Source organism: Klebsiella sp. 64, from assembly GCF_018223915.1.
In the GTDB taxonomy this organism is placed as follows: Bacteria; Pseudomonadota; Gammaproteobacteria; order Enterobacterales; family Enterobacteriaceae; genus Klebsiella; species Klebsiella pneumoniae.
The window spans coordinates 1-23,653 of the sequence record NZ_JAGRQZ010000013.1 but is presented as its reverse complement, the minus strand read 5'-3'; the positions used below and the strand labels follow the sequence as shown (position 1 = coordinate 23,653).

Annotated in this window: 16 protein-coding genes; 6 read left to right on the top strand and 10 right to left on the bottom strand. The window is 58.0% G+C overall.

Going from position 1 to position 23,653, the window contains the following annotated elements; translation table 11 throughout:
- Window positions 1-175: 175 nt before the first annotated feature.
- From serS to lrp, 5 genes are all read right to left on the bottom strand, one after another.
- The gene (gene serS, locus KHQ23_RS10195; protein ID WP_032434223.1) at window positions 176-1,468 is read right to left on the bottom strand and encodes a serine--tRNA ligase; all 1,293 of its coding nucleotides are present in this window, start codon (window positions 1,466-1,468) and stop codon (window positions 176-178) included.
- Between the two features lie 90 nt (window positions 1,469-1,558).
- Window positions 1,559-2,902, bottom strand: a complete 1,344-nt coding sequence (gene rarA / locus KHQ23_RS10190) for a replication-associated recombination protein RarA (RefSeq protein ID WP_002898137.1) — start codon at window positions 2,900-2,902, stop codon at window positions 1,559-1,561.
- An 8-nt stretch (window positions 2,903-2,910) separates the two neighbouring features.
- On the bottom strand, window positions 2,911-3,522 hold the full coding sequence (gene lolA, locus KHQ23_RS10185; protein WP_002898132.1) for an outer membrane lipoprotein chaperone LolA: 612 nt from the start codon (window positions 3,520-3,522) through the stop codon (window positions 2,911-2,913).
- A gap of 122 nt (window positions 3,523-3,644) precedes the next feature.
- Window positions 3,645-7,919, bottom strand: a complete 4,275-nt coding sequence (gene ftsK, locus KHQ23_RS10180; protein WP_080463795.1) for a DNA translocase FtsK — start codon at window positions 7,917-7,919, stop codon at window positions 3,645-3,647.
- A gap of 135 nt (window positions 7,920-8,054) precedes the next feature.
- Window positions 8,055-8,549 carry a leucine-responsive transcriptional regulator Lrp gene (lrp, locus tag KHQ23_RS10175; protein ID WP_000228469.1) on the bottom strand — a complete coding sequence of 165 codons (495 nt, stop codon included), beginning with the start codon at window positions 8,547-8,549 and terminating at the stop codon, window positions 8,055-8,057.
- A 532-nt stretch (window positions 8,550-9,081) separates the two neighbouring features.
- Between lrp and trxB the strand changes: the two genes are divergently transcribed.
- From trxB to infA, 5 genes are all read left to right on the top strand, one after another.
- Window positions 9,082-10,050, top strand: coding sequence for a thioredoxin-disulfide reductase (trxB, locus tag KHQ23_RS10170; protein WP_002898019.1), 969 nt, complete (start codon window positions 9,082-9,084; stop codon window positions 10,048-10,050).
- 114 nt (window positions 10,051-10,164) lie between these two features.
- On the top strand, window positions 10,165-11,931 hold the full coding sequence (cydD, locus tag KHQ23_RS10165) for a cysteine/glutathione ABC transporter permease/ATP-binding protein CydD (RefSeq protein ID WP_002898017.1): 1,767 nt from the start codon (window positions 10,165-10,167) through the stop codon (window positions 11,929-11,931).
- Entirely contained in the window at window positions 11,932-13,653 is a 1,722-nt protein-coding gene (gene cydC, locus KHQ23_RS10160) for a cysteine/glutathione ABC transporter ATP-binding protein/permease CydC (protein ID WP_032434221.1), read from the top strand.
- 44 nt (window positions 13,654-13,697) lie between these two features.
- Complete coding sequence (gene aat / locus KHQ23_RS10155) at window positions 13,698-14,399, top strand: leucyl/phenylalanyl-tRNA--protein transferase (protein WP_002898014.1); 702 nt, start codon at window positions 13,698-13,700, stop codon at window positions 14,397-14,399.
- Between the two features lie 353 nt (window positions 14,400-14,752).
- Window positions 14,753-14,971, top strand: coding sequence for a translation initiation factor IF-1 (infA, locus tag KHQ23_RS10150; RefSeq protein WP_001040187.1), 219 nt, complete (start codon window positions 14,753-14,755; stop codon window positions 14,969-14,971).
- A gap of 119 nt (window positions 14,972-15,090) precedes the next feature.
- On the opposite strand, the gene clpA is transcribed toward infA, so the two are convergent.
- Together clpA and clpS are read right to left on the bottom strand one after the other, a co-directional pair.
- Complete coding sequence (gene clpA, locus KHQ23_RS10145; protein ID WP_002896522.1) at window positions 15,091-17,370, bottom strand: ATP-dependent Clp protease ATP-binding subunit ClpA; 2,280 nt, start codon at window positions 17,368-17,370, stop codon at window positions 15,091-15,093.
- A gap of 30 nt (window positions 17,371-17,400) precedes the next feature.
- Window positions 17,401-17,718 (bottom strand): ATP-dependent Clp protease adapter ClpS, encoded by a 318-nt coding sequence (gene clpS, locus KHQ23_RS10140; RefSeq protein ID WP_002896520.1) that lies wholly within the window; start codon window positions 17,716-17,718, stop codon window positions 17,401-17,403.
- A gap of 325 nt (window positions 17,719-18,043) precedes the next feature.
- Between clpS and cspD the strand changes: the two genes are divergently transcribed.
- Window positions 18,044-18,265, top strand: a complete 222-nt coding sequence (cspD, locus tag KHQ23_RS10135) for a cold shock-like protein CspD (RefSeq protein WP_002896516.1) — start codon at window positions 18,044-18,046, stop codon at window positions 18,263-18,265.
- A 76-nt stretch (window positions 18,266-18,341) separates the two neighbouring features.
- On the opposite strand, the gene macB is transcribed toward cspD, so the two are convergent.
- The 3 genes from macB to KHQ23_RS10120 all read right to left on the bottom strand — a co-directional run bounded on the left by macB (window position 18,342) and on the right by KHQ23_RS10120 (window position 23,199).
- Window positions 18,342-20,282: a macrolide ABC transporter ATP-binding protein/permease MacB gene (gene macB / locus KHQ23_RS10130; protein WP_004150848.1), complete on the bottom strand. Its 1,941-nt coding sequence runs from the start codon at window positions 20,280-20,282 to the stop codon at window positions 18,342-18,344.
- Window positions 20,279-21,394, bottom strand: coding sequence for a macrolide transporter subunit MacA (gene macA, locus KHQ23_RS10125; protein ID WP_004191152.1), 1,116 nt, complete (start codon window positions 21,392-21,394; stop codon window positions 20,279-20,281). Before macA ends, macB begins: the two co-directional genes overlap by 4 nt.
- Before the next feature lie 146 nt (window positions 21,395-21,540).
- The gene (locus KHQ23_RS10120; protein WP_004176693.1) at window positions 21,541-23,199 is read right to left on the bottom strand and encodes an ATP-dependent endonuclease; all 1,659 of its coding nucleotides are present in this window, start codon (window positions 23,197-23,199) and stop codon (window positions 21,541-21,543) included.
- Between the last annotated feature and the right edge of the window lie 454 nt (window positions 23,200-23,653).

The window sequence follows — 23,653 nt, the reverse complement described above, 5'->3', positions numbered from 1 at the left end:
TAAACTGACAAGCGTTATATAGATATATATATAATGCTTTGCGATATTATTAGTTTTTTATGCTGGTTTAATCCAAAGGGAGTATCACTGCATTCGCGGCAAGGATTATTGCCCGGTATCAATAAGGGCGTAAAAAAAGCGCCCGCAGGCGCTTTTAAAAGAAGGAGTGAGAAGTTTAGCCGATATATTCGAGGCCGCGCATATACGGGCGCAGCACTTCCGGGATCTCGATACGGCCATCAGCCTGCTGATAGTTTTCCATCAGCGCCACCAGGGTACGACCTACTGCCAGGCCAGAACCATTCAGGGTATGAACGAGACGGGTCTTCTTATCGGACTTGCTGCGGCAGCGAGCCTGCATACGACGCGCCTGGAAATCCCAGACGTTGGAGCAGGAGGAGATCTCACGATAAGTGTTTTGCGCCGGAACCCATACTTCGAGGTCATAGGTTTTGCAGGCGCTGAAGCCCATATCGCCGGTGCACAGCGCGACCTTACGGTACGGCAGGCCCAGCAGCTGCAGCACTTTCTCGGCGTGACCGGTCATCTCTTCCAGCGCGGCCATAGAGTCTTCCGGGCGGACGATCTGCACCATTTCAACTTTATCGAACTGGTGCATACGGATCAGACCGCGGGTGTCGCGGCCATAGGAACCGGCTTCAGAGCGGAAGCACGGCGTATGGGCGGTCATTTTGATCGGCAGATCGTCCTCGTTGATGATTTCATCGCGCACCAGGTTGGTCAGCGGCACTTCCGCCGTCGGGATCAGCGCGTAGTTGCTGCTGTCAGCCTCTTCTTCCAGCGGACGGGTATGGAACAGGTCGCCGGCGAATTTCGGCAGCTGGCCAGTGCCATACAGGGTGTCCTGGTTTACCAGGTACGGGACATAGTTTTCGCTGTAGCCATGCTGTTCGGTGTGCAGATTCAGCATGAACTGCGCCAGGGCGCGGTGCAGACGGGCCAGCTGCCCTTTCATCACCACGAAGCGCGAGCCGGTGAGCTTAACGGCGGCGGCAAAATCCAGCCCCCCGTGCATTTCACCCAGCGTCACATGATCGCGCACCTCAAAATCGAACTGACGCGGCGTACCCCAGCGGCTAACTTCAACGTTGTCGTTTTCGTCGCGGCCAACCGGCACATCATCATGAGGAATATTCGGGATCGCCAGCGCGATATCGCGAATTTCCGCCAGCAGCGTTTCCAGCTCGGATTTTGCAGCATCCAGTTGTTCGCCAAGCTTGTTAACTTCCAGGCGTAATGGCTCGATGTCTTCCCCGCGCGCTTTCGCCTGGCCAATGGATTTCGATCGGGAGTTACGCTCCGCCTGCAGGTTTTCCGTTTGCACCTGCAGAACTTTACGACGCTCTTCAAGCGCGCGAAGTTTATCTACATCCAGCTTAAAGCCCCGGCGTGCCAGTTTTTCTGCGACTGCGTCTGGCTCGGTACGCAGCAGATTGGGATCGAGCATGCTTATCCTGTGCTTATCGAATTAAAAAAGAAAAGTGGCCGCAGACTACGACCACGGAAATAGTGTAATAACCTTACCGCAACGCCTCAATTAGCGGTAGCGTTTTATCGGGCTATTTTGATCCTGTTCAGCGAGCCAGGCGAGCTTTTCGCCAATTTTGCCCTCAAGCCCCCGGTTTGTCGGGTGATAATAGCGCGTTTGCGCCATTTCCTGCGGGAAGTACTGCTCGCCGGCGGCGTAGGCGTTGGGTTCGTCATGAGCGTAACGATACTCCTGGCCGTAGCCCATCTCTTTCATCAGCTTCGTCGGCGCATTGCGCAGATGCACCGGAACGTCGTAGTCAGGACGATCCCGCGCGTCGGCCAGCGCCGCTTTGAAGGCGGTGTACACCGCGTTGCTCTTCGGCGCGCAGGCCAGATAGACGATGGCCTGGGCAATCGCCCGTTCGCCTTCCGCCGGCCCGACGCGGGTAAAGCAATCCCACGCCGAAATAGCGACCTGCATCGCCCGCGGGTCGGCGTTGCCGACATCTTCCGAGGCAATCGCCAGACAGCGGCGGGCAACGTACAGCGGATCGCCGCCGGCGGTGATGATCCGCGCGTACCAGTAAAGTGCCGCATCCGGCGCGCTTCCGCGCACCGACTTATGCAAGGCGGAAATCAAATCGTAGAACCGGTCGCCTTTGTTATCAAAGCGCGCGCTACGCTCGCCGGCGATCTCGGTCAGCAGTTCCGCCTTCAGCACCCGCTTGCCCGAGTCATCGCTTTCGGCCATATCGGCCATCATTTCCAGGGTATTCAGCGCTCGCCGCGCGTCGCCATTCACTAGCTCGGCAATGGCCCTGCGGGTCTCATCCGGCAAAATGATATCCTGGCCGCCGTAGCCGCGGGTTTTATCGTTCATCGCCTGGTCAAGCACCCGCTCGATATCGTCGGTGGTGAGCGATTTCAGTAAGTAGACGCGAGCGCGGGAGAGCAGCGCCGAGTTAAGCTCAAAGGAGGGGTTTTCGGTGGTCGCGCCAATAAAAGTAATGGTACCGTCTTCAATATGCGGCAGAAAGGCATCCTGCTGGCTTTTATTAAAGCGATGCACTTCGTCAACAAACAGGATGGTCCGCCGGCCGGCGTTGCGATTCTGCCGCGCGCGCTCAATAGCCTCGCGAATCTCTTTCACCCCGGAGGTTACCGCTGAGATCCGTTCGACATCGGCGCTGGCGTAGCGGGCAATCACTTCCGCCAGAGTGGTCTTGCCGGTACCCGGCGGCCCCCAGAGGATCATCGAATGCAGGTGCCCGGCCTCAATGGCCCGCGGCAGGGGTTTACCCGGCGCCAGCAGGTGCTGCTGGCCAATATACTGCGCTAAATTTTCTGGCCGCATGCGAGCGGCCAGAGGTTGAAACGCGTTGTCGGAAAAATCGAGCGACAGATTGCTCACTTTCGCCTCTACTTACGTTGATCGTCCACCGTCACCCCTTTCGGCGGCGTAAAGGTGAACTTAGCTGCGTCGACGGCGCCGTTCTGCTGCGATTTCAGCTGATAGCTGCTGCGCTGATCATCCTGCTCGACGGCGCTGAACTGATGGATAGTGCCGTCCCGACCGACGTTGATCGTGAACTGCTTGAGGTTGCCGCTGCCGCTTTTTGGCGTCAGCACAAAATCATCGCCATTTTGCTTGATATTATATTGCTGCCAGTCGCTGGACTGGTTGCGGGCAATCAGCATAAACGGCGTGTTGCTGGTGGCGTCTTTCAGCCAGGTCGCCGTGGCCTGCTCGACGAACGGGTTATAGAACCACAGCGTTTTACCATCCGAAACGAGGACGCTCTCATCCGGCTGGGTCATATGCCAGTTAAACAGGTTCGGGCGTTTCACCCACAGGTCTCCCTGCCCGTCCTGCACGGCGTTACCGCTACCGTCGGTGACTTTTTGCGTGAAGCTGGCATGGAAGCTGCTCACTTTATCAAGACGGCTTTTTAAGTCGCTGGCCGCATCTGCCCAGACCTGGCTGACGACCATACCAGACAGTAATGCACAGGTGATTGCGAGTTTTTTCATTGTTCTTCCTTAATGTGCGTCACTCCCGACGCGGGAGCCTCTTCTGCCCCTACTGTAGGACCGCCGGCGGCGGCGGGACAGAAGAATTGGCTGATTTTGCGCTTATTTACCCAACTTTGCACTCATTCAAAGGGCGGCGGCGCCAGCACTTCGCGGTTACCGTTATGGCCCTGCTCGCTGACGATACCCTGCGCTTCCATCTGTTCGATAATACGCGCGGCACGGTTATAGCCGATGCGGAACTGACGCTGAACCCCGGAAATCGACGCTTTGCGCTTCTCGGTCACAAAGTTGACTGCCTGATCGAACAACGGATCCAGCTCTTCCCCGCCGTCGAAGCCGCCACCGCCGCCTTCGCTTTCGCTGTCGGAGGTAATGCCATCCACATATTGCGGGCGACCGCGGGCTTTCCAGTCCTGAACCACGGCGTGGACTTCCTGGTCGCGCACAAACGCCCCGTGGACGCGCACCGGCGTGGTAGAGTTCGGCCCGGAGTAAAGCATATCCCCCATACCCAGCAGCGATTCCGCGCCGCCCTGATCGAGAATGGTACGTGAGTCAATTTTACTCGACACGGTAAAGGCGATGCGCGTCGGGATGTTGGCCTTAATCAGGCCGGTAATAACATCTACCGACGGACGCTGTGTCGCCAGCACCAGGTGGATCCCCGCCGCGCGCGCTTTCTGCGCCAGGCGAGCGATCAGCTCTTCCACCTTTTTGCCGACGGTCATCATCAGATCGGCGAATTCATCCACCAGCACCACGATGTACGGCAGTTTTTCCAGCACCGGATGTACGGCGTCCATGCTGTCGCCAGGCTTCCAGTACGGATCCGGGATCGGACGTCCCATGCGCGCGGCTTCGGCGATCTTCTCGTTGTAGCCCGCGAGGTTACGCACGCCCAGCGCCGACATCAGCTTGTAGCGGCGCTCCATCTCATTGACGCTCCAGCGCAGCGCATTGGCGGCGTCTTTCATGTCGGTGACCACTTCCGTCAGCAGGTGCGGAATTCCTTCGTAGACCGACAGCTCGAGCATTTTCGGGTCGATCATAATGAAACGCACATCTTCCGGCTGCGCCTTGTAGAGCATGCTGAGGATCATGGCGTTGACGCCAACAGACTTACCGGAACCGGTGGTACCGGCCACCAGCAGATGCGGCATTTTCGCCAGATCGGCTACTACCGGATCGCCAGCGATGTCTTTACCCAGCACCACGGTGAGCGGAGATGGGTTATCACGGAACTTGGCGTTGTCGAGCACTTCACGCAGGTAGACGGTCTGGCGTTTTTTATTCGGCAGCTCAAGCCCGACATACGGTTTGCCCGGGATCACCTCCACCACGCGCACGGCGACCGTTGACAGCGATCGCGCCAGGTCCCGTGACAGGTTAGAGATCCGTGCGGCCTTAACGCCAGGCGCCAGATTCAGTTCGAAGCGGGTGATCACCGGCCCCGGTGAGTAGTTCACCACATCCGCTTTAATGCGGAAATCGGCGAGTCGCGCTTCCACCAGGCGTGCCATCTGCTCGAGAGCAAAGGTATCCACCGGCTCGACTTCACTCGGCGGCGGGGTAAGCAGATCCAGCGACGGCAGTGGCGTGGTCGGCTTTTGCAGCGGTCGACTATCGCCATTGCGCATCAGCAGCGGGTGGATCAGGCTCTCCTGCGGCGCAGGGGCGGCAGGCTGATGCCCCTGAGGGGCAACCGGTTGTTGCGGCTGCACGGGCTGCGACGCAGTCGGATAGGACTGCGGCTGCGGCGGCACAGGCTGATGGTGTATCGGCTGATGCTGCGCAGGTTGATAACCCTGCTGCGGAGCGGCCGCCGGTTGTTGATAGTGCTGGGCCGGCTGCTGCGGCTGGACTTCCGGCGTCGGCGTAAACAGCGGTTCGCTCGGGCCGTCATTGACCAACGTTTTCATCGGCGAGAATTCATAATCTGCCGGCGAGAACGGGTTGGCGCCCGGCGGCTGCTCGGTAGCGTACCGCTGCTGCTGGGTAGCGGCAAACTGACGCGCCAGCTCCGCTTCCGCCGCGGCGTCGGCCTCATCGTCATCAGTCGCGTTATCGTCTTCCCAGCGATGACCGTAGCGCTGCTGCTGGGTGGCGGCGAACTGGCGAGCCAGTTCATCCTGCTCCATAGCATCCGCTTCCTCATCCGAGAGCAGCTCATCATCATAATGCGGATCGCGCTCCGCCTGCCGCGCGCGCTGTTCCGCCTCCCGCTGCGACGGTAGCTTGATGCCGTAGGAGGCCAGTTCCCGACGCGTAGGAACACGCACGCGATTGGGCCGCGGTAGTTTTGGACCGATGCCCTCTTTCACCTGAACCCGTGGGCCGCTGGACGCCGGGCTGAACAATGGCGTAGCCACAGCGGATGCGGCAGTGGACGAGGTTGCTGCCGCCGCGCCGCCGCTGGCGGCGGTAGCCTGATGCACCCCAGCCGCTACCGCAGAGACTACGGTTGTCTCCACTGGCGGTTTGGACGCAGTGGTCGGCGGCGTCAGCGGTTTAGTGGCAATCGGACTTTCCGGCTCAGGAATTGGCTGATACCAGGAGGCCAACAGCTCGCGTTCGCGCGCCCGCTTCTCTTCCACTTCCTCGAAATAATAGAGCGGCGGACGTTTCACTTCCTCCTGCACGACCTCGGGCTCTGGCTCCAGTGGGGGAACTGGCGCGCTTTGCGGCTGATACGCCGCTGGCTCCGGCTGATACGGCTGCGGCGCGGGCTGGCCGGCATGCGGATCGTAAGCCGGCTGCTGATAGGTCTGCGGCGCAGGTTGACCGGCATAGGGATCGTAAGCCGGCTGCTGATACGGCGCTGGCTCAGGCTGATAGGCCTGCGGCGCAGGTTGACCGGCATGCGGATCGTAAGTCGGCTGCTGATACGGCGCTGGCTCAGGCTGATAGGCCTGCGGCGCAGGTTGACCGGCATAGGGATCGTAAGTCGGCTGCTGATACGGCGCTGGCTCAGGCTGATAGGCCTGCGGCGCAGGTTGACCGGCATGCGGATCGTAAGCCGGCTGCTGATACGGCGCTGGCTCAGGCTGATAGGCCTGCGGCGCAGGTTGACCGGCATACGGATCGTAAGCCGGCTGCTGATACGGCGCTGGCTCAGGCTGATAGGCCTGCGGCGCAGGTTGACCGGCACGCGGATCGTAAACCGGCTGTTGATACGGCGCTGGCTCAGGCTGATACGCCTGCGGTGCGGTTTGCCCCGCTGGCGGCTGATAAGCAGCCTGCTGGAACGGAGCGGGTTCAGGCTGATAGGCCTGCTGCGGCGGATAGCTGGCTTCCGGCTGATAAGCTGGCGCAGCGCCGTGATGGCCCACCGGTGATTCTGCCCACGCCTGCGGCGCGGCAGTAGCCGCCGCCGCTGCACTTACCGGCTCAGCGATACTGTGGCCATTCAACAACGGATCGTAAGGGTCGAAATCGCCCGGGCGCACGGCGCTGGCACCGGAGAACAGCACATCATCCTCTGCGGGACGCGCGGCGCTGGCGCCGGAAAACAGTACATCGTCGGCGGCAACAGGCGCCCCGCTGGCGCTGTATTGCACCGCCTCTTCGCCGTCATCCATCCGTTTGCCGGAGAAAAGCGCAGCGTCGGTTTTACGCCCCATAGGGTTGGTAAACTTCTCGGCCAGACGCTTACGCCGCGCCAGCGCGCTGCGTAAGATACGGGCGCGACGCGATTCCTGCGGCCTGGCCGCCTCTTCGTCGTCGTACTCTTCCTCGTCGTCTTCGTATTCGCCTTCATCGACCCAGGTATCATCCCGACGGGTACGGTTGCTGGCAAAGGTGAGAACGGACAGGATGCCGCCGCCCAGCTTTTCCGCAATGCTGACCCACGACCAGCCGGTGAACAGCGTCAGCCCGGCCGCCCAGATACACAACAGGGCGATGGTGCCGCCGCTGCTGTGCAGCAGGGGTTGCAGCGTGGTGCTCAGCAGGCTGCCGATCACCCCGCCGGAGGCGAAGTACCAGATATCATCGGCGTTAATCGCCGCCAGACCACAGGAGGTCAGGATCAGGGCTAACGCACCGATGAGGCGAAGGGAAACGGCAAAATAATCAATGTATTCGTCGTTTTCCTGATGCCGCCAGGCAAACCAGCATCCGCCGATGATGATCACCGGGATGGTGTAGGCCATGACGCCAAAAATGAAAAAGAGGGTATCGGCAAGCCACGCGCCGGGGGCGCCGCCTAAATTATGAATAGGCTCATGCCATGCCGTTTGCGACCAGCTGGGGTCCGAGGGGTTAAAGCTCAGTAGTGCCGCCATCAGCCAGATGGCGAAGAGGGAGCAAAGGATGAGCATCGCCTCAAGGAGTCGGCGCCCGCTGCTGAGTTTGGTTAGTTTGACTTCTTTGTCTTCGGTGTATTCCTGGCTCAAGAAAGGCTCTCCAGGTATCAGGCTGTTTCCTGCCTGCTGCTAAAACGGACAACAGCGCCGGGTCTCCCCGGCACTGTTGCTGTATGGATTAACAGGAGTGTAATCAAACTACGTCGAGTTTGCACCTGTTCCGTGTTAGCGCGTCTTAATAACCAGACGATTACTTTGCTTGACTTCTTCCATTACCACGTAGGTACGGGTGTCGTTAACGCCCGGCAGGCGCAGCAAGGTCTCGCCCAGTAATTTACGATACGCTGACATATCCGGTACACGGGTTTTCAACAGATAGTCGAAATCACCGGAAACCAGATGACACTCTTGAATTTCTTCAAGTTTTTGCACTGCGGCGTTAAATTGCTCAAACACATCCGGTGCGCCACGATTCAGAGTAATCTCAACAAATACCAGAAGTGATGCATCCAGATAATGCGGGTTGAGCAGCGCCGTATAGCCCTGAATAAAACCCTGTCTTTCAAGACGACGCACACGCTCAAGGCAAGGCGTCGGAGAAAGTCCCACCCGTTTAGAAAGCTCGACGTTAGAAATTCGCCCATCTTTTTGCAATTCATTCAGGATGTTACGATCAATGCGGTCGAGATCTTTGCCAGGGCGCTTCTTGCTATCTACCATTATTATTGTCTCTCTGTATTCCTTCCCTACTCCTGTTCCGGCTCTGAGCCTTCACTGCCAGAGCCCATCCTGTTATCACCCGTACGACATTGGGTAACCCAGGGGTACGTGAGAAGCCCGTTGCCTGACGGCAGTCACCGACATCACGCATGGCGTCTGTCCACACCATGCGTAGATTTCGTTAACCCGGATAAAAATGGCATTTGCGTGCATGAAAATTCGCCGCACGCTAAATACTGCTTTTCTTCTTCCTTGAATGTTTTCGCAAAAGCACAGGTGATTGTCAAAGCAAAACATCGATTTTTAGTACAAGATGCCAGATATTCATCATCCGCCCTGGTTGATTCTCATTTTTTCGTCTTATAATTGTCCCGCCGACAGTAGAAATAGTTATATTCCTTGCCGGGAAAATCACCAATTCATTGGCAGCTTCTATTGCACACATCGTTAACAAAATCGCTGTGCTCTTTTTTTACGACAACAAATTCCCTACAATCCCAGCCCAATGTATGCCAATTATTATGGGGATCTCATGGGCACAGCCAAACACAGTAAACTGCTTATCCTTGGTTCTGGACCTGCGGGATACACCGCGGCGGTCTATGCCGCACGCGCCAACCTGCAGCCGGTGCTGATCACCGGGATGGAAAAAGGCGGTCAGCTGACCACCACGACGGAAGTGGAAAACTGGCCAGGCGATCCGAACGATCTCACCGGTCCGCTGCTGATGGAGCGCATGCACGAGCATGCCGCAAAATTTGAGACCGAGATCATTTTCGACCATATCAGCCGCGTCGATTTGCAAAACCGCCCGTTCCGTCTGACAGGCGACAGCGGCGAGTACACCTGTGACGCGCTGATCATCGCCACCGGCGCTTCCGCCCGTTACCTGGGCCTGCCTTCCGAAGAAGCCTTCAAAGGCCGCGGCGTTTCCGCGTGCGCTACCTGCGACGGATTCTTCTATCGCAACCAGAAAGTGGCGGTGATCGGCGGCGGCAACACCGCAGTGGAAGAGGCTCTGTATCTGTCGAATATCGCCTCTGAGGTACACCTGATCCACCGTCGCGATTCCTTCCGTGCGGAAAAAATCCTCATTAAACGCCTGATGGATAAAGTGGCAAGCGGCAACATCGTGCTGCATACCGATCGTACCCTCGAAGAGGTGACCGGCGACCAGATGGGCGTCAGCGGCCTGCGCCTGCGCGATACCAAAAACAGCGACAATGTCGAGTCCCTGGAAGTGGCTGGTTTATTTGTCGCCATCGGCCACAGCCCGAACACCGCCATCTTTGAGGGCCAGCTGGAGCTGGAGAACGGCTACATCAAAGTGCAGTCCGGTATCCACGGCAATGCGACCCAGACCAGCATCCCGGGCGTGTTCGCCGCCGGCGATGTCATGGACCATATCTATCGTCAGGCCATCACTTCTGCGGGCACCGGCTGCATGGCGGCGCTGGATGCGGAGCGTTACCTCGACGGTTTGGCTGACGCTTGCAAATAATCTTTACAATTCAGTAACAAAGGTAAAGAAGGCGACGAAAAGTCGCCTTTATTTTTGCTGCGATGTAACATTGCCGTGCCCAATACTCCGATAACGACACCTGCAAAGCGCGCAATGAATAAAACCCGTCAACAAGAGTTAACCCGCTGGTTAAAACAGCAAAGCATTATCTCCCGTCGCTGGTTGATGATTTCCCGCCTGCTTGGCGTGGCGAGCGGTCTGCTGATCGTGGCGCAGGCCTGGTTCCTGGCGCGGATCCTGCACCGGATGGTAATGGAGAATATTCCAGCGACCGCCCTGCTGCTGCCGCTCACGCTGCTGGTGCTGATCTTTGTACTACGCGCCTGGGTGGTCTGGCTGCGTGAGCGGGTCGGCTTTCAGGCCGGGCAGCATATTCGCTATGAAATTCGCCGCCAGGTTCTTGACCGCCTCCAGCAGGCAGGCCCGGCGTGGATCCAGGGCAAACCGGCCGGCAGCTGGGCAACGCTTATTCTTGAGCAAATCGACGACATGCACGACTATTATGCCCGCTACCTGCCCCAGATGACGCTGGCGGCCTGCGTACCGCTGCTGATCGTTATTACTATTTTTCCGATTAACTGGGCCGCCGCGCTAATCCTTCTCGGCACCGCCCCGCTGATCCCGCTTTTCATGGCGCTGGTCGGGATGGGCGCCGCCGACGCCAACCGGCGTAACTTCCAGGCGCTGGCCCGCCTCAGCGGCCACTTCCTCGACCGCCTGCGCGGCATGGAAACCCTGCGTATTTTTCATCGCGGTCAGGCAGAAACCGATAATATTCGCGACGCCTCGCAGGATTTTCGCCAACGCACCATGGAAGTCCTGCGTCTGGCCTTCCTCTCCTCCGGGGTTCTGGAGTTTTTCACCTCCCTCTCCATTGCGCTGGTAGCGGTGTATTTTGGCTTTTCTTACCTTGGCGAGCTGAACTTCGGCCACTATGGCGCGGGCGTCACGCTGATGGCGGGATTCCTGACGCTGATCCTCGCCCCGGAATTTTTCCAGCCGTTACGTGACCTGGGTACCTTCTACCATGCCAAAGCTCAGGCCGTGGGCGCCGCAGACAGCCTGAAAACGTTTATGGAAACGCCGCTGACCCAGGTAGAGCGTGGCGAGAAAACGTTAAATGATAACGATCTGATTAGCGTGGAAGCGCGCGACCTGGTGATCAAATCTCCGGAAGGTAAAGTTCTGGCGGGGCCGCTTAATTTTGCGCTGCCCGCTGGCGCTCGCGTGGTGCTGGTCGGCCAGAGCGGATCCGGGAAAAGCTCTTTGCTGAATACACTGCTCGGCTTTCTGCCCTATGAGGGGTCGCTGATGGTCAACGGCGTAGAGCTGCGCGAGCTGGACGCTGAGCGCTGGCGCCGCCTGCTGAGCTGGGTAGGACAGAATCCGCAGTTACCTGCCGCCACGCTGCGGGAAAACGTGCTGCTGGCGTGGCCCGAAGCTAGCGAAGCACAGCTTAGGCTGGCGCTGGACAAGGCCTGGGTCAGCGAGTTTATCGCCCTGCTGCCGCAGGGGATCCATACCGCCGTAGGCGATCAGGCGGGGCGTCTGTCGGTAGGCCAGGCGCAGCGTATCGCGGTCGCCCGCGCGCTGTTGGTGCCGTGCCGCCTGCTGCTGCTGGATGAACCTGCCGCCAGCCTTGACGCCCATAGCGAACAGCGAGTCATGCAGGCCCTGACCCACGCCTCCAGTGAGCAAACCACGCTGCTGGTCACCCATCAGCTTGAGGGGCTGGCCGACTGGGACGACGTCTGGGTGATGCAGGACGGACAGATTATCGAACAAGGCGACTACGCCACGCTGGCCCGTGCTGGTGGGGTCTTCTCGGCGCTGCTGGCCCATCGTCAGGAGGAGATTTAAATGCGCGCACTTTTACCCTATCTGGCGCTCTATAAACGCCATAAATGGATGCTGCTGCTTGGCGTCGTGCTGGCCATTGTGACCCTGCTGGCCAGCATCGGCCTGCTGACGCTCTCCGGCTGGTTCCTCTCCGCTTCAGCGGTGGTGGGCGTCGCCGGGATCTACAGTTTTAACTATATGCTGCCTGCCGCGGGCGTTCGCGGCGCGGCAATTATCCGTACCGCCGGGCGCTACTTTGAGCGCCTGGTCAGCCACGACGCTACCTTTCGCGTGCTGCAGCACCTGCGCGTTTTCACCTTCAGCAAACTGCTCCCCCTCTCTCCGGCGGGGCTGGCGCGCTTTCGCCAGGGTGAGCTGCTCAACCGGGTGGTGGCCGACGTTGACACCCTGGATCATCTCTACCTGCGGGTCATTTCGCCGCTGGTCGGCGCGCTGGTGGTGATTGTGGTCGTCACCTGCGGATTAAGTCTGCTCGACGTCCCCCTCGCGCTGACGCTCGGCGGTATCATGCTGGCGACCCTGCTGGTTATGCCGCCGCTGTTCTATCGCGCAGGTAAGCCAGCCGGCGAAAGTATGACGCAGCTGCGCGGCCAGTATCGCCAACAGCTCACCGCCTGGCTGCAGGGCCAGGCGGAGCTGATGGTATTTAACGCCAGCGACCGCTACCGCGCACAAATGGAAAAGACCGAGCTGAGCTGGCAGGATGCACAGCGGCGCCAGGCCGAGCTGACCGCGCTTTCGCAGGCGGTAATGCTGTTAATCGGTGGCATCGCCGTGGTGGCCATGCTCTGGCTGGCCTCAGACGGCGTCGGCGGCAATAGTCAGCCCGGGGCGCTGATCGCGCTATTCGTATTCTGCGCGCTGGCGGCTTTTGAAGCCCTGGCGCCGGTTACTGGCGCTTTCCAGCATTTAGGCCAGGTGATCGCCTCCGCGCGGCGGATCTCGCAGATTACCGACCAGCAGCCGGAGGTCACCTTTGTCGAAGATGAAGCCAGTTCGCCAGCGCAGGTGGCCCTAACGCTTCAGGAGGTCACCTTCCGCTATCCTCAGCAGCCCTCCCCTGCCCTGGAGAATATTTCCCTGCAGATTGCCGCCGGAGAGCACATCGCCATTCTTGGCCGGACCGGCTGCGGAAAATCGACGCTGTTGCAGTTGCTTACCCGCGCCTGGGACCCGTCACAGGGAGAGATTCTGCTCAACAATCAGCCGCTCTCCGGCCTCAGCGAAGCCACTCTGCGGCAGGCAATGAGCGTAGTGCCGCAGCGCGTGCACCTGTTCAGCGCCACCCTGCGCGACAACCTGCTGCTGGCGGCGCCTGAAGCGGATGACGCTCATCTCAGCGCTACCCTTGAGAAGGTGGGCCTCGAAAAACTGCTGCAAGATGGTGGTCTTAACGGCTGGCTGGGCGAAGGCGGGCGTCAGCTCTCCGGCGGCGAACTGCGCCGACTGGCCATTGCCCGCGCGCTGCTCCACGATGCGCCGCTGATGCTGCTTGATGAACCGACAGAAGGTCTGGATGCGGCCACCGAAAGCCAGATCCTGCATCTGTTGGCGGATGTCATGCGCGACAAAACCGTGCTGATGGTGACCCATCGCCTGCGGGGCCTGGCGGGTTTTAATCAGATAATAGTCATGGACAACGGCCAGATAATTGAGCAAGGTAGTCACGCGGAGCTGCTCGCTAAACAGGGCCGGTACTTCCAGTTTAAACAGCGTCTGTAGGCTATTCTATTATCTAATTTTTGCTGATGCGTATTGAGGTTAAAATGCGTCTGGTTCAGCTCTCCCGGCACTCTATCGCCTTCCCCTCTCCGGAAGGCGCCTTGCGAGAACCTAATGGCCTGCTGGCGCTCGGCGGCGATCTGAGCCCCGCGCGGCTGCTGATGGCCTATCAGCGTGGTATTTTTCCCTGGTTTTCCCCTGGCGACCCGATCCTCTGGTGGTCGCCCGACCCCCGGGCGGTACTTTGGCCAGAGCAATTCCATCTCAGCCGCAGCATGAAGCGCTTTCATCAGCGTTCGCCCTACCGGGTCACGCTCAACCACGCCTTTGGCGAAGTGATTGAGGGTTGCGCCAGCGATCGTGACGAAGGCACCTGGATAACCAGCAGTATCGTTCGCGCCTATCACCAGCTGCATGAGCTGGGTCATGCCCACTCCATTGAAGTCTGGCAGGAGAATACCCTGGTGGGAGGAATGTACGGCGTAGCGCAGGGAGCGCTGTTTTGCGGCGAATCGATGTTTAGCCGGGCAGAAAATGCCTCCAAAACCGCGCTGCTGGTATTTTGCCAGGACTTTGCGCACAGCGGCGGTAAATTAATTGACTGCCAGGTACTGAACAACCATACCGCGTCATTAGGCGCAGTGGATATTCCCCGCCGCGATTATCTGGACTATCTGTCGGTATTACGCGGCTACCGACTGCCCGAGCGATTTTGGGTGCCGCGGGTGCTATTTCCTGGCGGATAATAAAATGTTTTCAGCACATTTTGCGTCAGGATGGTATAATTGCGCGGTAGAGTAGCTTCTGCCTGTTGCCCCGCCGCCGTTTGGGAATAATAAGAGTCAGATAACGCCCATCGTTCTGTCACTCCCCTTTACGTTTGCGCCTGTCACGCGGCATGGCCGTGTGTGTCCCGGGCAATGCGCCAAAACTACTTCGGCGATTCATACCCGTCATATTTCCGTAGCCGCTGTGCTGACTATGCGCCTTGCGGCAAGGTGAATGATTCAGGGTAGATACGTAAAACTTTACTTACATGATGAACTTCGGCATTATCTTGCCGGTTCAAAACTACGGTAGTGATACCCCAGAGGACTAGATGGCCAAAGAAGACAATATTGAAATGCAGGGCACCGTACTTGAAACGTTGCCTAACACTATGTTCCGCGTAGAACTGGAAAACGGTCACGTGGTAACCGCGCATATCTCCGGTAAAATGCGTAAAAACTACATCCGCATTCTGACGGGCGACAAAGTGACTGTTGAGCTGACCCCGTACGACCTGAGCAAAGGCCGCATTGTCTTCCGTAGTCGCTGATTGTTTTCGCCCCTAAGGCGTCAGATGCTGAAGGCCGGGATAATTCCCGGTCTTTTCATTTCTGCCGTCAGCAAAAAAAAACCGGCCCTGGCCGGTTTTTTTACATTGAAGATATCGCCTTAGTGGGCCGCTTCCGGTTTGTGCTTCGGCGCGCTCTGGAAGTCGTAAGTCAGCGTATTTTTGTCGCTGTCCAGAGAGACAGTGACCTGACCACCGTCGACCAGCGAGCCAAACAGCAGTTCGTTCGCCAGCGGTTTTTTCAGGTTGTCCTGAATGACGCGTCCCATTGGACGTGCCCCCATCGCCCGATCGTAGCCTTTCGTCGCCAGCCAGTCGCGCGCTTCCTGACTCACTTCCAGGGAGACGCCTTTCTGGTCCAGCTGGACCTGCAGCTCGACGATAAACTTGTCGACAACCTGATGGATCACCGTGGTAGACAAATGATCGAACCAGATGATGTTGTCGAGGCGGTTACGGAACTCCGGCGTAAAGATCTTTTTGATCTCATCCATCGCATCCGGACTGTTGTCCTGCTGAATAAGGCCAATGGATTTACGCTCGGTTTCGCGCACCCCGGCGTTGGTGGTCATCACCAGCACCACGTTGCGGAAGTCCGCTTTACGGCCGTTATTATCGGTCAGCGTCCCGTTATCCATCACCTGCAGCAGCAGGTTGAACACGTCCGGATGCGCTTTTTCGATCTCATCAAGCAGCAATACCGCGTGCGGATGTTTAATCACCGCATCGGTCAGCAGCCCGCCCTGATCGAAGCCGACGTAGCCCGGAGGCGCCCCGATCAAACGGCTGACGGTATGACGTTCCATATATTCGGACATGTCAAAGCGCAGCAGCTCAATCCCTAACGCCTTCGCCAGCTGGACGGTCACTTCGGTTTTCCCGACCCCGGTCGGCCCGGCGAACAGGAACGATCCCACCGGCTTGTGCTCATGGCCCAGCCCGGCGCGCGCCATTTTAATAGCCTCGGTCAGCGCCTCGATGGCTTTATCCTGTCCAAAGACCAGCATTTTCAAACGGTCGCCCAGGTTTTTCAGCGTGTCGCGATCGCTGCGGGAGACGCTCTTCTCAGGGATCCGCGCAATGCGCGCCACCACTGATTCGATATCCGCCACGTTAACCGTTTTCTTACGCTTGCTGACCGGCATTAAGCGCGCCCGCGCGCCCGCTTCGTCAATGACGTCAATCGCCTTATCCGGCAGATGACGATCGTTAATGTATTTCACCGCCAGTTCAACCGCCGCACGCACCGCTTTGGCGGTATAACGCACATCATGGTGCGCTTCGTACTTCGGCTTCAGGCCGTTGATAATCTGGACCGTCTCTTCCACCGACGGTTCGGTAATATCGATCTTCTGGAAACGGCGGGCCAGCGCACGATCTTTTTCAAAGATGTTGCTGAACTCCTGGTAAGTGGTGGAGCCGATCACCCGGATCTTGCCGCTGGAAAGCAGCGGTTTGATCAGGTTAGCCGCATCGACCTGGCCGCCAGACGCCGCCCCCGCACCGATAATGGTGTGGATTTCATCAATAAACAGGATGCTGTTGGTATCCTGCTCCAGCTGTTTGAGCAACGCTTTGAAGCGTTTTTCAAAATCGCCACGATATTTGGTCCCTGCCAGCAAAGAGCCAATGTCGAGCGAGTAGATAGTGCAGTCGGCCATCACTTCCGGCACATCGCCCTGTACAATACGCCAGGCAAGGCCTTCGGCGATCGCGGTTTTACCGACGCCGGATTCCCCCACCAGCAGCGGGTTATTTTTCCGCCGACGGCACAGGACCTGAATCGCGCGCTCCAGCTCTTTTTCACGGCCGATCAGAGGATCAATGCCGCCGACGCGAGCAAGCTGATTGAGGTTGGTGGTGAAGTTTTCCATACGTTCCTCCCCGCCGGCTTGCTCTTCATTGCCAGGCTGGCTTCCGCTGTTATCGGAAGACTGGCTCGGCTCGTCTTTGCGTGTACCATGAGAAATGAAGTTCACCACATCAAGACGGCTCACTTCATGTTTACGCAGCAGGTAGGCGGCCTGCGACTCCTGCTCGCTGAAAATCGCCACCAGCACGTTGGCGCCGGTCACTTCGCTGCGGCCAGAAGATTGTACGTGGAAGACGGCGCGCTGCAGCACACGCTGGAAGCTTAGCGTCGGCTGGGTGTCGCGCTCTTCTTCCGTGGCTGGCAGAACGGGTGTGGTTTGTTCGATGAAGGCTTCAAGTTCCTGACGCAATGCCACCAGGTCCACTGAACACGCTTCCAGGGCCTCACGGGCCGAGGGGTTGCTTAGCAGAGCCAGCAGCAAGTGCTCGACGGTCATAAACTCATGACGGTGCTCGCGCGCTCTGGCGAAAGCCATATTTAAACTGAGTTCCAGTTCTTGATTGAGCATAGGCACCTCCCCCAATTTTCATGCCTGTATTCAGGCTTTTTCCAGCGTACACAGCAATGGATGCTCGTTCTCCCTCGCGTACTGATTCACCATAGCGACTTTGGTCTCCGCCACTTCCGCGGTAAACACGCCACAAATCGCCTTACCTTCATAGTGAACCGTGAGCATCAGTTGCGTTGCACGTTCAACATCATAAGAAAAGAATTTTTGTAACACGTCAATAACAAACTCCATCGGAGTGTAGTCATCATTGACCAATATCACTTTATACATAGATGGCGGTTTAATCGCATCACGAACTTCGTCGTCAACCAGGTGCTCGAAGTCCAGCCAATCTCTCTTACTCATCGTCAGTGTTCATCATCGGTTGCTGTTGCCAACAGGCGGAGGCCTGTCGATGACCAGAGGTTAGGCTCATCACAAATCTACAATAGATCATAGATAACTATCATCTATCGCTTCTATCCGCGACGGCTGTCACATTCCCCGGCAATAGCGTTAACTGCTTCAAATTTTGACGCATTTTTCGCCGTTCCCCCTCCTCAATCGCTTGACGCGTTTTCGTATTTCTCTAAATTGTAGTGGCGAGAGTTGGCGAGCAATTGAACAACTCGTCACTCCACCACCGGTTCATTCCATCTTACTAATAAAGATTTACGAAGGATGTCGAAGTATGGAAATGGGTACTGTTAAGTGGTTCAACAATGCCAAAGGGTTCGGTTTTATCTGCCCTGAGGGCGGCGGCGAAGACATTTTCGCCCATTACTCCACCATCCAGATGGATGGTTACAGAACGCTAAAAGCCGGACAAGCCGTTCGGTTTGATGTTCACCAGGGGCCAAAAGGCAATCACGCCAGCGTGATCGTCCCTGTGGAAGCGGAAACGGCTGCATAACTCTTTTGCTTCATTGTGTACATCCTGCTAATAAAATGCCAGTCCTTCTGACTGGCATTTTTATTTCTCGCCCCGCCTATTCTCGCGCCAGGGCATCCACCGGATCGAGCCGCGCCGCGTTGCGCGCAGGCAGCCAACCAAACAGCACCCCGGTCAGCGTCGAACAGAGAAACGCCGTCAGCAGCGCCAGCGGAGAAAAACCAATCTCCCAGCCGGGGAGAAACAGCTGTAAAATAAAGGCGATCATCAGCGACAATGCTACGCCCAGCGCGCCACCGACCAGGCAAACCAGCACCGCTTCAATGAGAAACTGCTGCAGCACATCGCTGGCCCGGGCGCCAACCGCCATGCGGATGCCGATCTCCCGGGTTCGTTCGGTCACCGACACCAGCATAATATTCATTACGCCAATCCCGCCGACCACCAGGGCAATCACCGCCACCAATGTCAGGAACAGCTGTAAGGTATGTGTGGTCCTTTCGGCGGTTTTCAAGACGCTGTCCATATTCCAGGTGAATACATCTTTTTTACCATGCCGCAGCTCCAGCAGACGCAGCAGCTGTTTCTCTGCGGTTTCACTGTCGTAGCCTTCATGAACGCGCACAGTGATGGAGTTCAGCCACGACTGGCCCATTACTCTTCCCGCCATGGTGGTGTAGGGCAACCAGACGCGGAGAATTTTGCTGCTGCCGAACATCGACTGCTTTTCATCCGCAACGCCAATCACCGTGGCCGGCATATTGCCCACCAGAATCACCTCTCCCACCACTTTCGCTTTATTAGGAAACAGCTGCCGACGGGTATTGCTGTCGAGCACTACCACCTGTGCCCGACTGTTGAGCTGCAGTTCATTGAAGGTATTGCCTTCGCTAAAGGTCATGCCGTAGACATTAAAATACTGTGGACCGACCCCCTCCGCGCTGGCGGCAACGTCAATATTGTTGGCGCGCAGGCGCAGGCTTTTTGAAACCGCCGGCGTGGCGGAGCGCACCCACGGCTGCTTCTGGATCGCCAGCAAATCGTCATACTTCAGCGCCTGCTGATAGCGCGGGTCGTCGTCGCCAAAATCCTTACCAGGATACACATCAATGGTATTGGTGCCGATGGCGCGAATATCTGCCAGCACCATCTGCTTGGCGGCATCCCCCACCACCACGATCGACACCACCGAGGCAATACCGATAATAATCCCGAGCATGGTCAGCAGGGTACGCATTTTATTCGCCGCCATCGCTCTCCAGGCCATCACCAGCGCTTCGCGAAAGCCGCTGGTAAACTGACGCCACGCCGAAGGCTCCGCCTGCGGACGGGCGCGCAGTCCGCCGCCCTGGCGACTGGCGGGCGGGTTGCGGACGATCTCGCCATCGCGGATCTCGACGATCCGCTCCGCCTGAGCGGCGACCTGCGGATCGTGGGTCACAATGATGACCGTGTGCCCCTGCGCTTTTAGCTGGTGCAGGATCGCCATTACCTCTTCGCCGGAATGGCTGTCCAGCGCGCCGGTCGGTTCATCAGCGAGGATCACCTCCCCGCCATTCATCAGGGCGCGGGCGATACTGACCCGCTGCTGCTGACCGCCGGACAACTGTGACGGTTGATAGTCGGCGCGCTCGCCCAGCCCCAGCCGCACCAGCAGCTCATGAGCGCGCGCCAGGCGCGCGCGCCGTTCACTGCCGGCATACACCGCCGGCACTTCGACATTCTGCGCGGCGGTCAGATGGGACAGCAAATGGTAGCGTTGAAAGATAAAGCCAAAGTGTTCCCGCCGCAGACGGGCCAGTGCATCGCCATCCAGCTGCGCGATATCGGTTCCCGCCACCCGATAGGTGCCGCTGGTGGGTTTGTCGAGGCAGCCAAGGATATTCATCAGCGTCGATTTTCCCGAGCCGGAGGCCCCGACGATCGCCACCATCTCACCCGCATGGATGCTGAGGGTGATCCCCTTCAGGACCTCAACGCTGCCGTCGCCGGAAGGATAGCTGCGACGTATATCTCGCAGCTCAAGCAGCGCCGTCATTTTGCCGCCCCGCTCGCGCTCTCGCCGACGATCACTTCGTCGCCCTCTTCCAGACCTTGCACCACTGCGACGTCGGTATCATTGCGGGCGCCAATGATAACCTCACGCTCTTTGACCTCACCGGTGCGCAACAGTCGAACGTGGTAGCGGTTATCGCCTACCGCGTCGCCCAGGGCGCTCAGCGGGATAGTAATCACGTTCTTCACCTCAGCCAGCTGAATGTGCACCTGCGCAGTCATATCGAGGCGCAGGATCCCCTGCGGGTTCGGTACCTCGAAGCGGGCATAATAGAAGATGGCGTCATTCACTTTTTCCGGCGTCGGCAGAATGTCTTTCAGTTTACCTTCATAACGGGTAAGCGGGTCGCCCAGCACGGTAAACCACGCTTTTTGCCCCGGTCTGAGGTGGATGACATCCGCTTCAGAGACCTGCGCTTTAACCAGCATGGTGCTGAGATCCGCCAGCGTCAGAATGTTAGGCGCCTGCTGGGCGGCGATCACTGTCTGTCCCTGCAGGGTGGTAATTTGCGTCACTTCGCCGGCCATCGGCGCCAGGATCCGCGTGTAATCGAGGTTGGTCTTCGCCGTATCGAGCGTCGCCTGGTTACGCTTTATTTGCGCTTCAATAGTGCCGATCTGCGCCTGTTTCACCGCCAAATCGGTGGCCGCGGTATCAAGGTCCTGCCGCGAGACCAGCTGGCGCTGCGCCAGCTGCTGCTGACGGGCCAGAGTCACTTGCGCCAGTTTGCTCTCCGCGCGCGCCTGATTGAGCTGGGCGCGCAGCTCCATGAGCGTCGCTTCCACCTCTTTAATCTGGTTTTGCGCCTGCTCCGGATCGATAACCCCCAGCAACTGATCCTTTTTAACCTTATCGCCAATATTGACGTGCAGCGTTTTCAGCTGTCCGCTGACCTGGGCGCCGACGTCAACTTTTCGCAGGGCATCCAGTTTGCCGGTGGCCAGCACGCTCTGCTGGAGATCCCCTTTGCGAACTACCAGCGTCTGGTAGCTCGGCAGCGGCGCATTGAGGATCCGCCATCCCCAGATAGCCAGCCCCAGCACAACGATCGCCAACAGCCACCAGACGGTCCTGCGTTTTCCCTTCACTTTCATATTCCGATTCCTGCTGTTTCCCTGCCGCTCCAGGCGGTGATTCTATCGAAACCCGTTGGCAACAGGACACCCATTTTTCGCGTCAATGAGTTTTTGTTTAGCTGCCGGAGAGCTTTGTGCCGCCGTAAATGACGACGGCGGTGAGATTAATCGGCACGACCGCGGGCTAGCCACAGCACCCGTGAGAACATTTTCTTCAGCAGCGTCGGCACAGCGTCCACGCCACGGCGGCCGGCCTCCATCGCCACCTCAATCGCCAGGTCCGGCTTGGATGAGCGATGGATGGCTTTGGTGATCACCCGCCGCATATTCATCGGGACATTATCCGGGATCTGCGCCACCCGATGATAAACGTCATCAAATCCCTGACGATACATAAAGTGTTCCATATCCAGCGCCGGCAGACTGGTCAGATGGTCGCGCTCCAGCTCGCGATCGTTATTAAGCAGACCTCGTACCGTCGCGGCATATTTTTTCCCCGCCTCATCGCCGTCCACCAGCACGTGCCACTGGATCCCCATCCGGCGGGCAAACTTGATCAATGGCTTCAGGCCGGACTGGGCGAATTCGATCACCTTAACCCCTTCAGCATCAAAATGATGACCGCACTGCCGGGCCAGTTCGTTGATAACCCAGGTTTCCGTCTCTCCCTCCACCAGCAACCAGCAGCGGGCGAAGAGCGATGAGGCGCGATTGAAGCGGATGTGAAAAGCAATGCGCCGGCTCTCTTCGGCATTCATTCCGCCCGGCCCCAACCGCCACGCCGATACCCGCGTCGACTCACGCACCAGCCGGCAGACCTGCTCTACCGGCGTCAGGGACAGCAGCTCTCCGGAGTTGGTGGTGGTCACACGCTGCAGCGGCAACAAATTCAGCAGGTGCCAGGCAACGGAAAGCATGATCGGATGCAGACGGGTCTCGGGATCTTCAATCAACAGCAGCGGTCGCGCGTCGCGATCGAGGCGCACCGTCCCTTTCGCCTGCAGAAGGGTGGCAAACAGCCCCAGCAGGATCACCCGATGGCTGCGCCCGCCGGGCTTGTCGATCATCCGGTTGATAATATCCAGATAACGCCAACTGCGCTGTTCATCATGGGAGCGCCGCCGCATCAGGCGATGCCGCGTCTGAGCGCTGCTTTGCTCGGCAAAGTAATGCTCAAGCAGTTGCACCATGGCCGATAGCCCCTGACGGATCTGACCGTCCGATAAATTTTGCGGATGGCTGACCAGTTCGCGGGAGAGAAAATCCAGCTGACGGGCGGTGATCTCTATCTGCGGCGAGTGCGGTACCGTCCCGTTATGGATGCGGCGCATAAAGCGCGCATCGCGCAGGCGCAGCACCGGCATCAAACGCACCAGGTGTCGGGCCAGCTCATCAATCTCCTCCAGCACCAACGCTTCGCCTTCACCATCGATAAAGCTCCGCAGGGTCATCACGCTGTCATCTTCGGCGAGCTCGCCCTCCAGGCGATAGAACACCCGGTGATACCCGTCATCGCAAGGCACCCAGCAGCGCTGAAGCGGACGGAAACGCCGGACCCGATGGCGGCCTGGCTCCGTTTCGCGGAAGGTCAGGATAATATGCAAATGGTGTTCGCGCCCCTGGATGTCGCCCGGGGGAAACCAGAAATCATCGCGAACAAAGTGATAAAGATCGAACTCCGGCGACAAAAGCAGGGTCAGCGCATCAAGCAGACTGGACTTCCCCCACGCGTTCTCCCCGATCAGGACGTTATTTTGCTCCAGCATCAACGACAAACGATTGATACCGCGAAAACCGACGATTTCTACGCGCTCAAGAAGCATATCCCCTCCGCTACACCACCACTCTCCTTCAGTAATCAACAGTATAGCGAGGGCGGAGGCAAGATGACACTCTGCTTAATCGCATCCGTGGCTCATATTCAGCGGATTAAATATATTCATAAAATTACTCACTTATCGCCTATTACCGGCTGTTGATTATTCATCAAACAAAATAGTTTTATTTCAGGCGTTATGATCTACACTATTGATAATCTTCCATGGATAAAGGAAAGGCTAAACTGGCAAAAGGAATCCACTCACCTTGCCCTAAATCAAATAATATCAATATATTTAACTGGCTCCGGGATGGCGATTATCTCTAGAATAACGCCGCTTTATTTTTATCGTCATCCCTTATCACGATAAATAAAGACCGGCACGGTCCGCTCGTGCGCGTAAACAATTTAATTGAGGTGGTTATGTTCAGAAAATTAGGGAAGGTGCGAACAAGTTC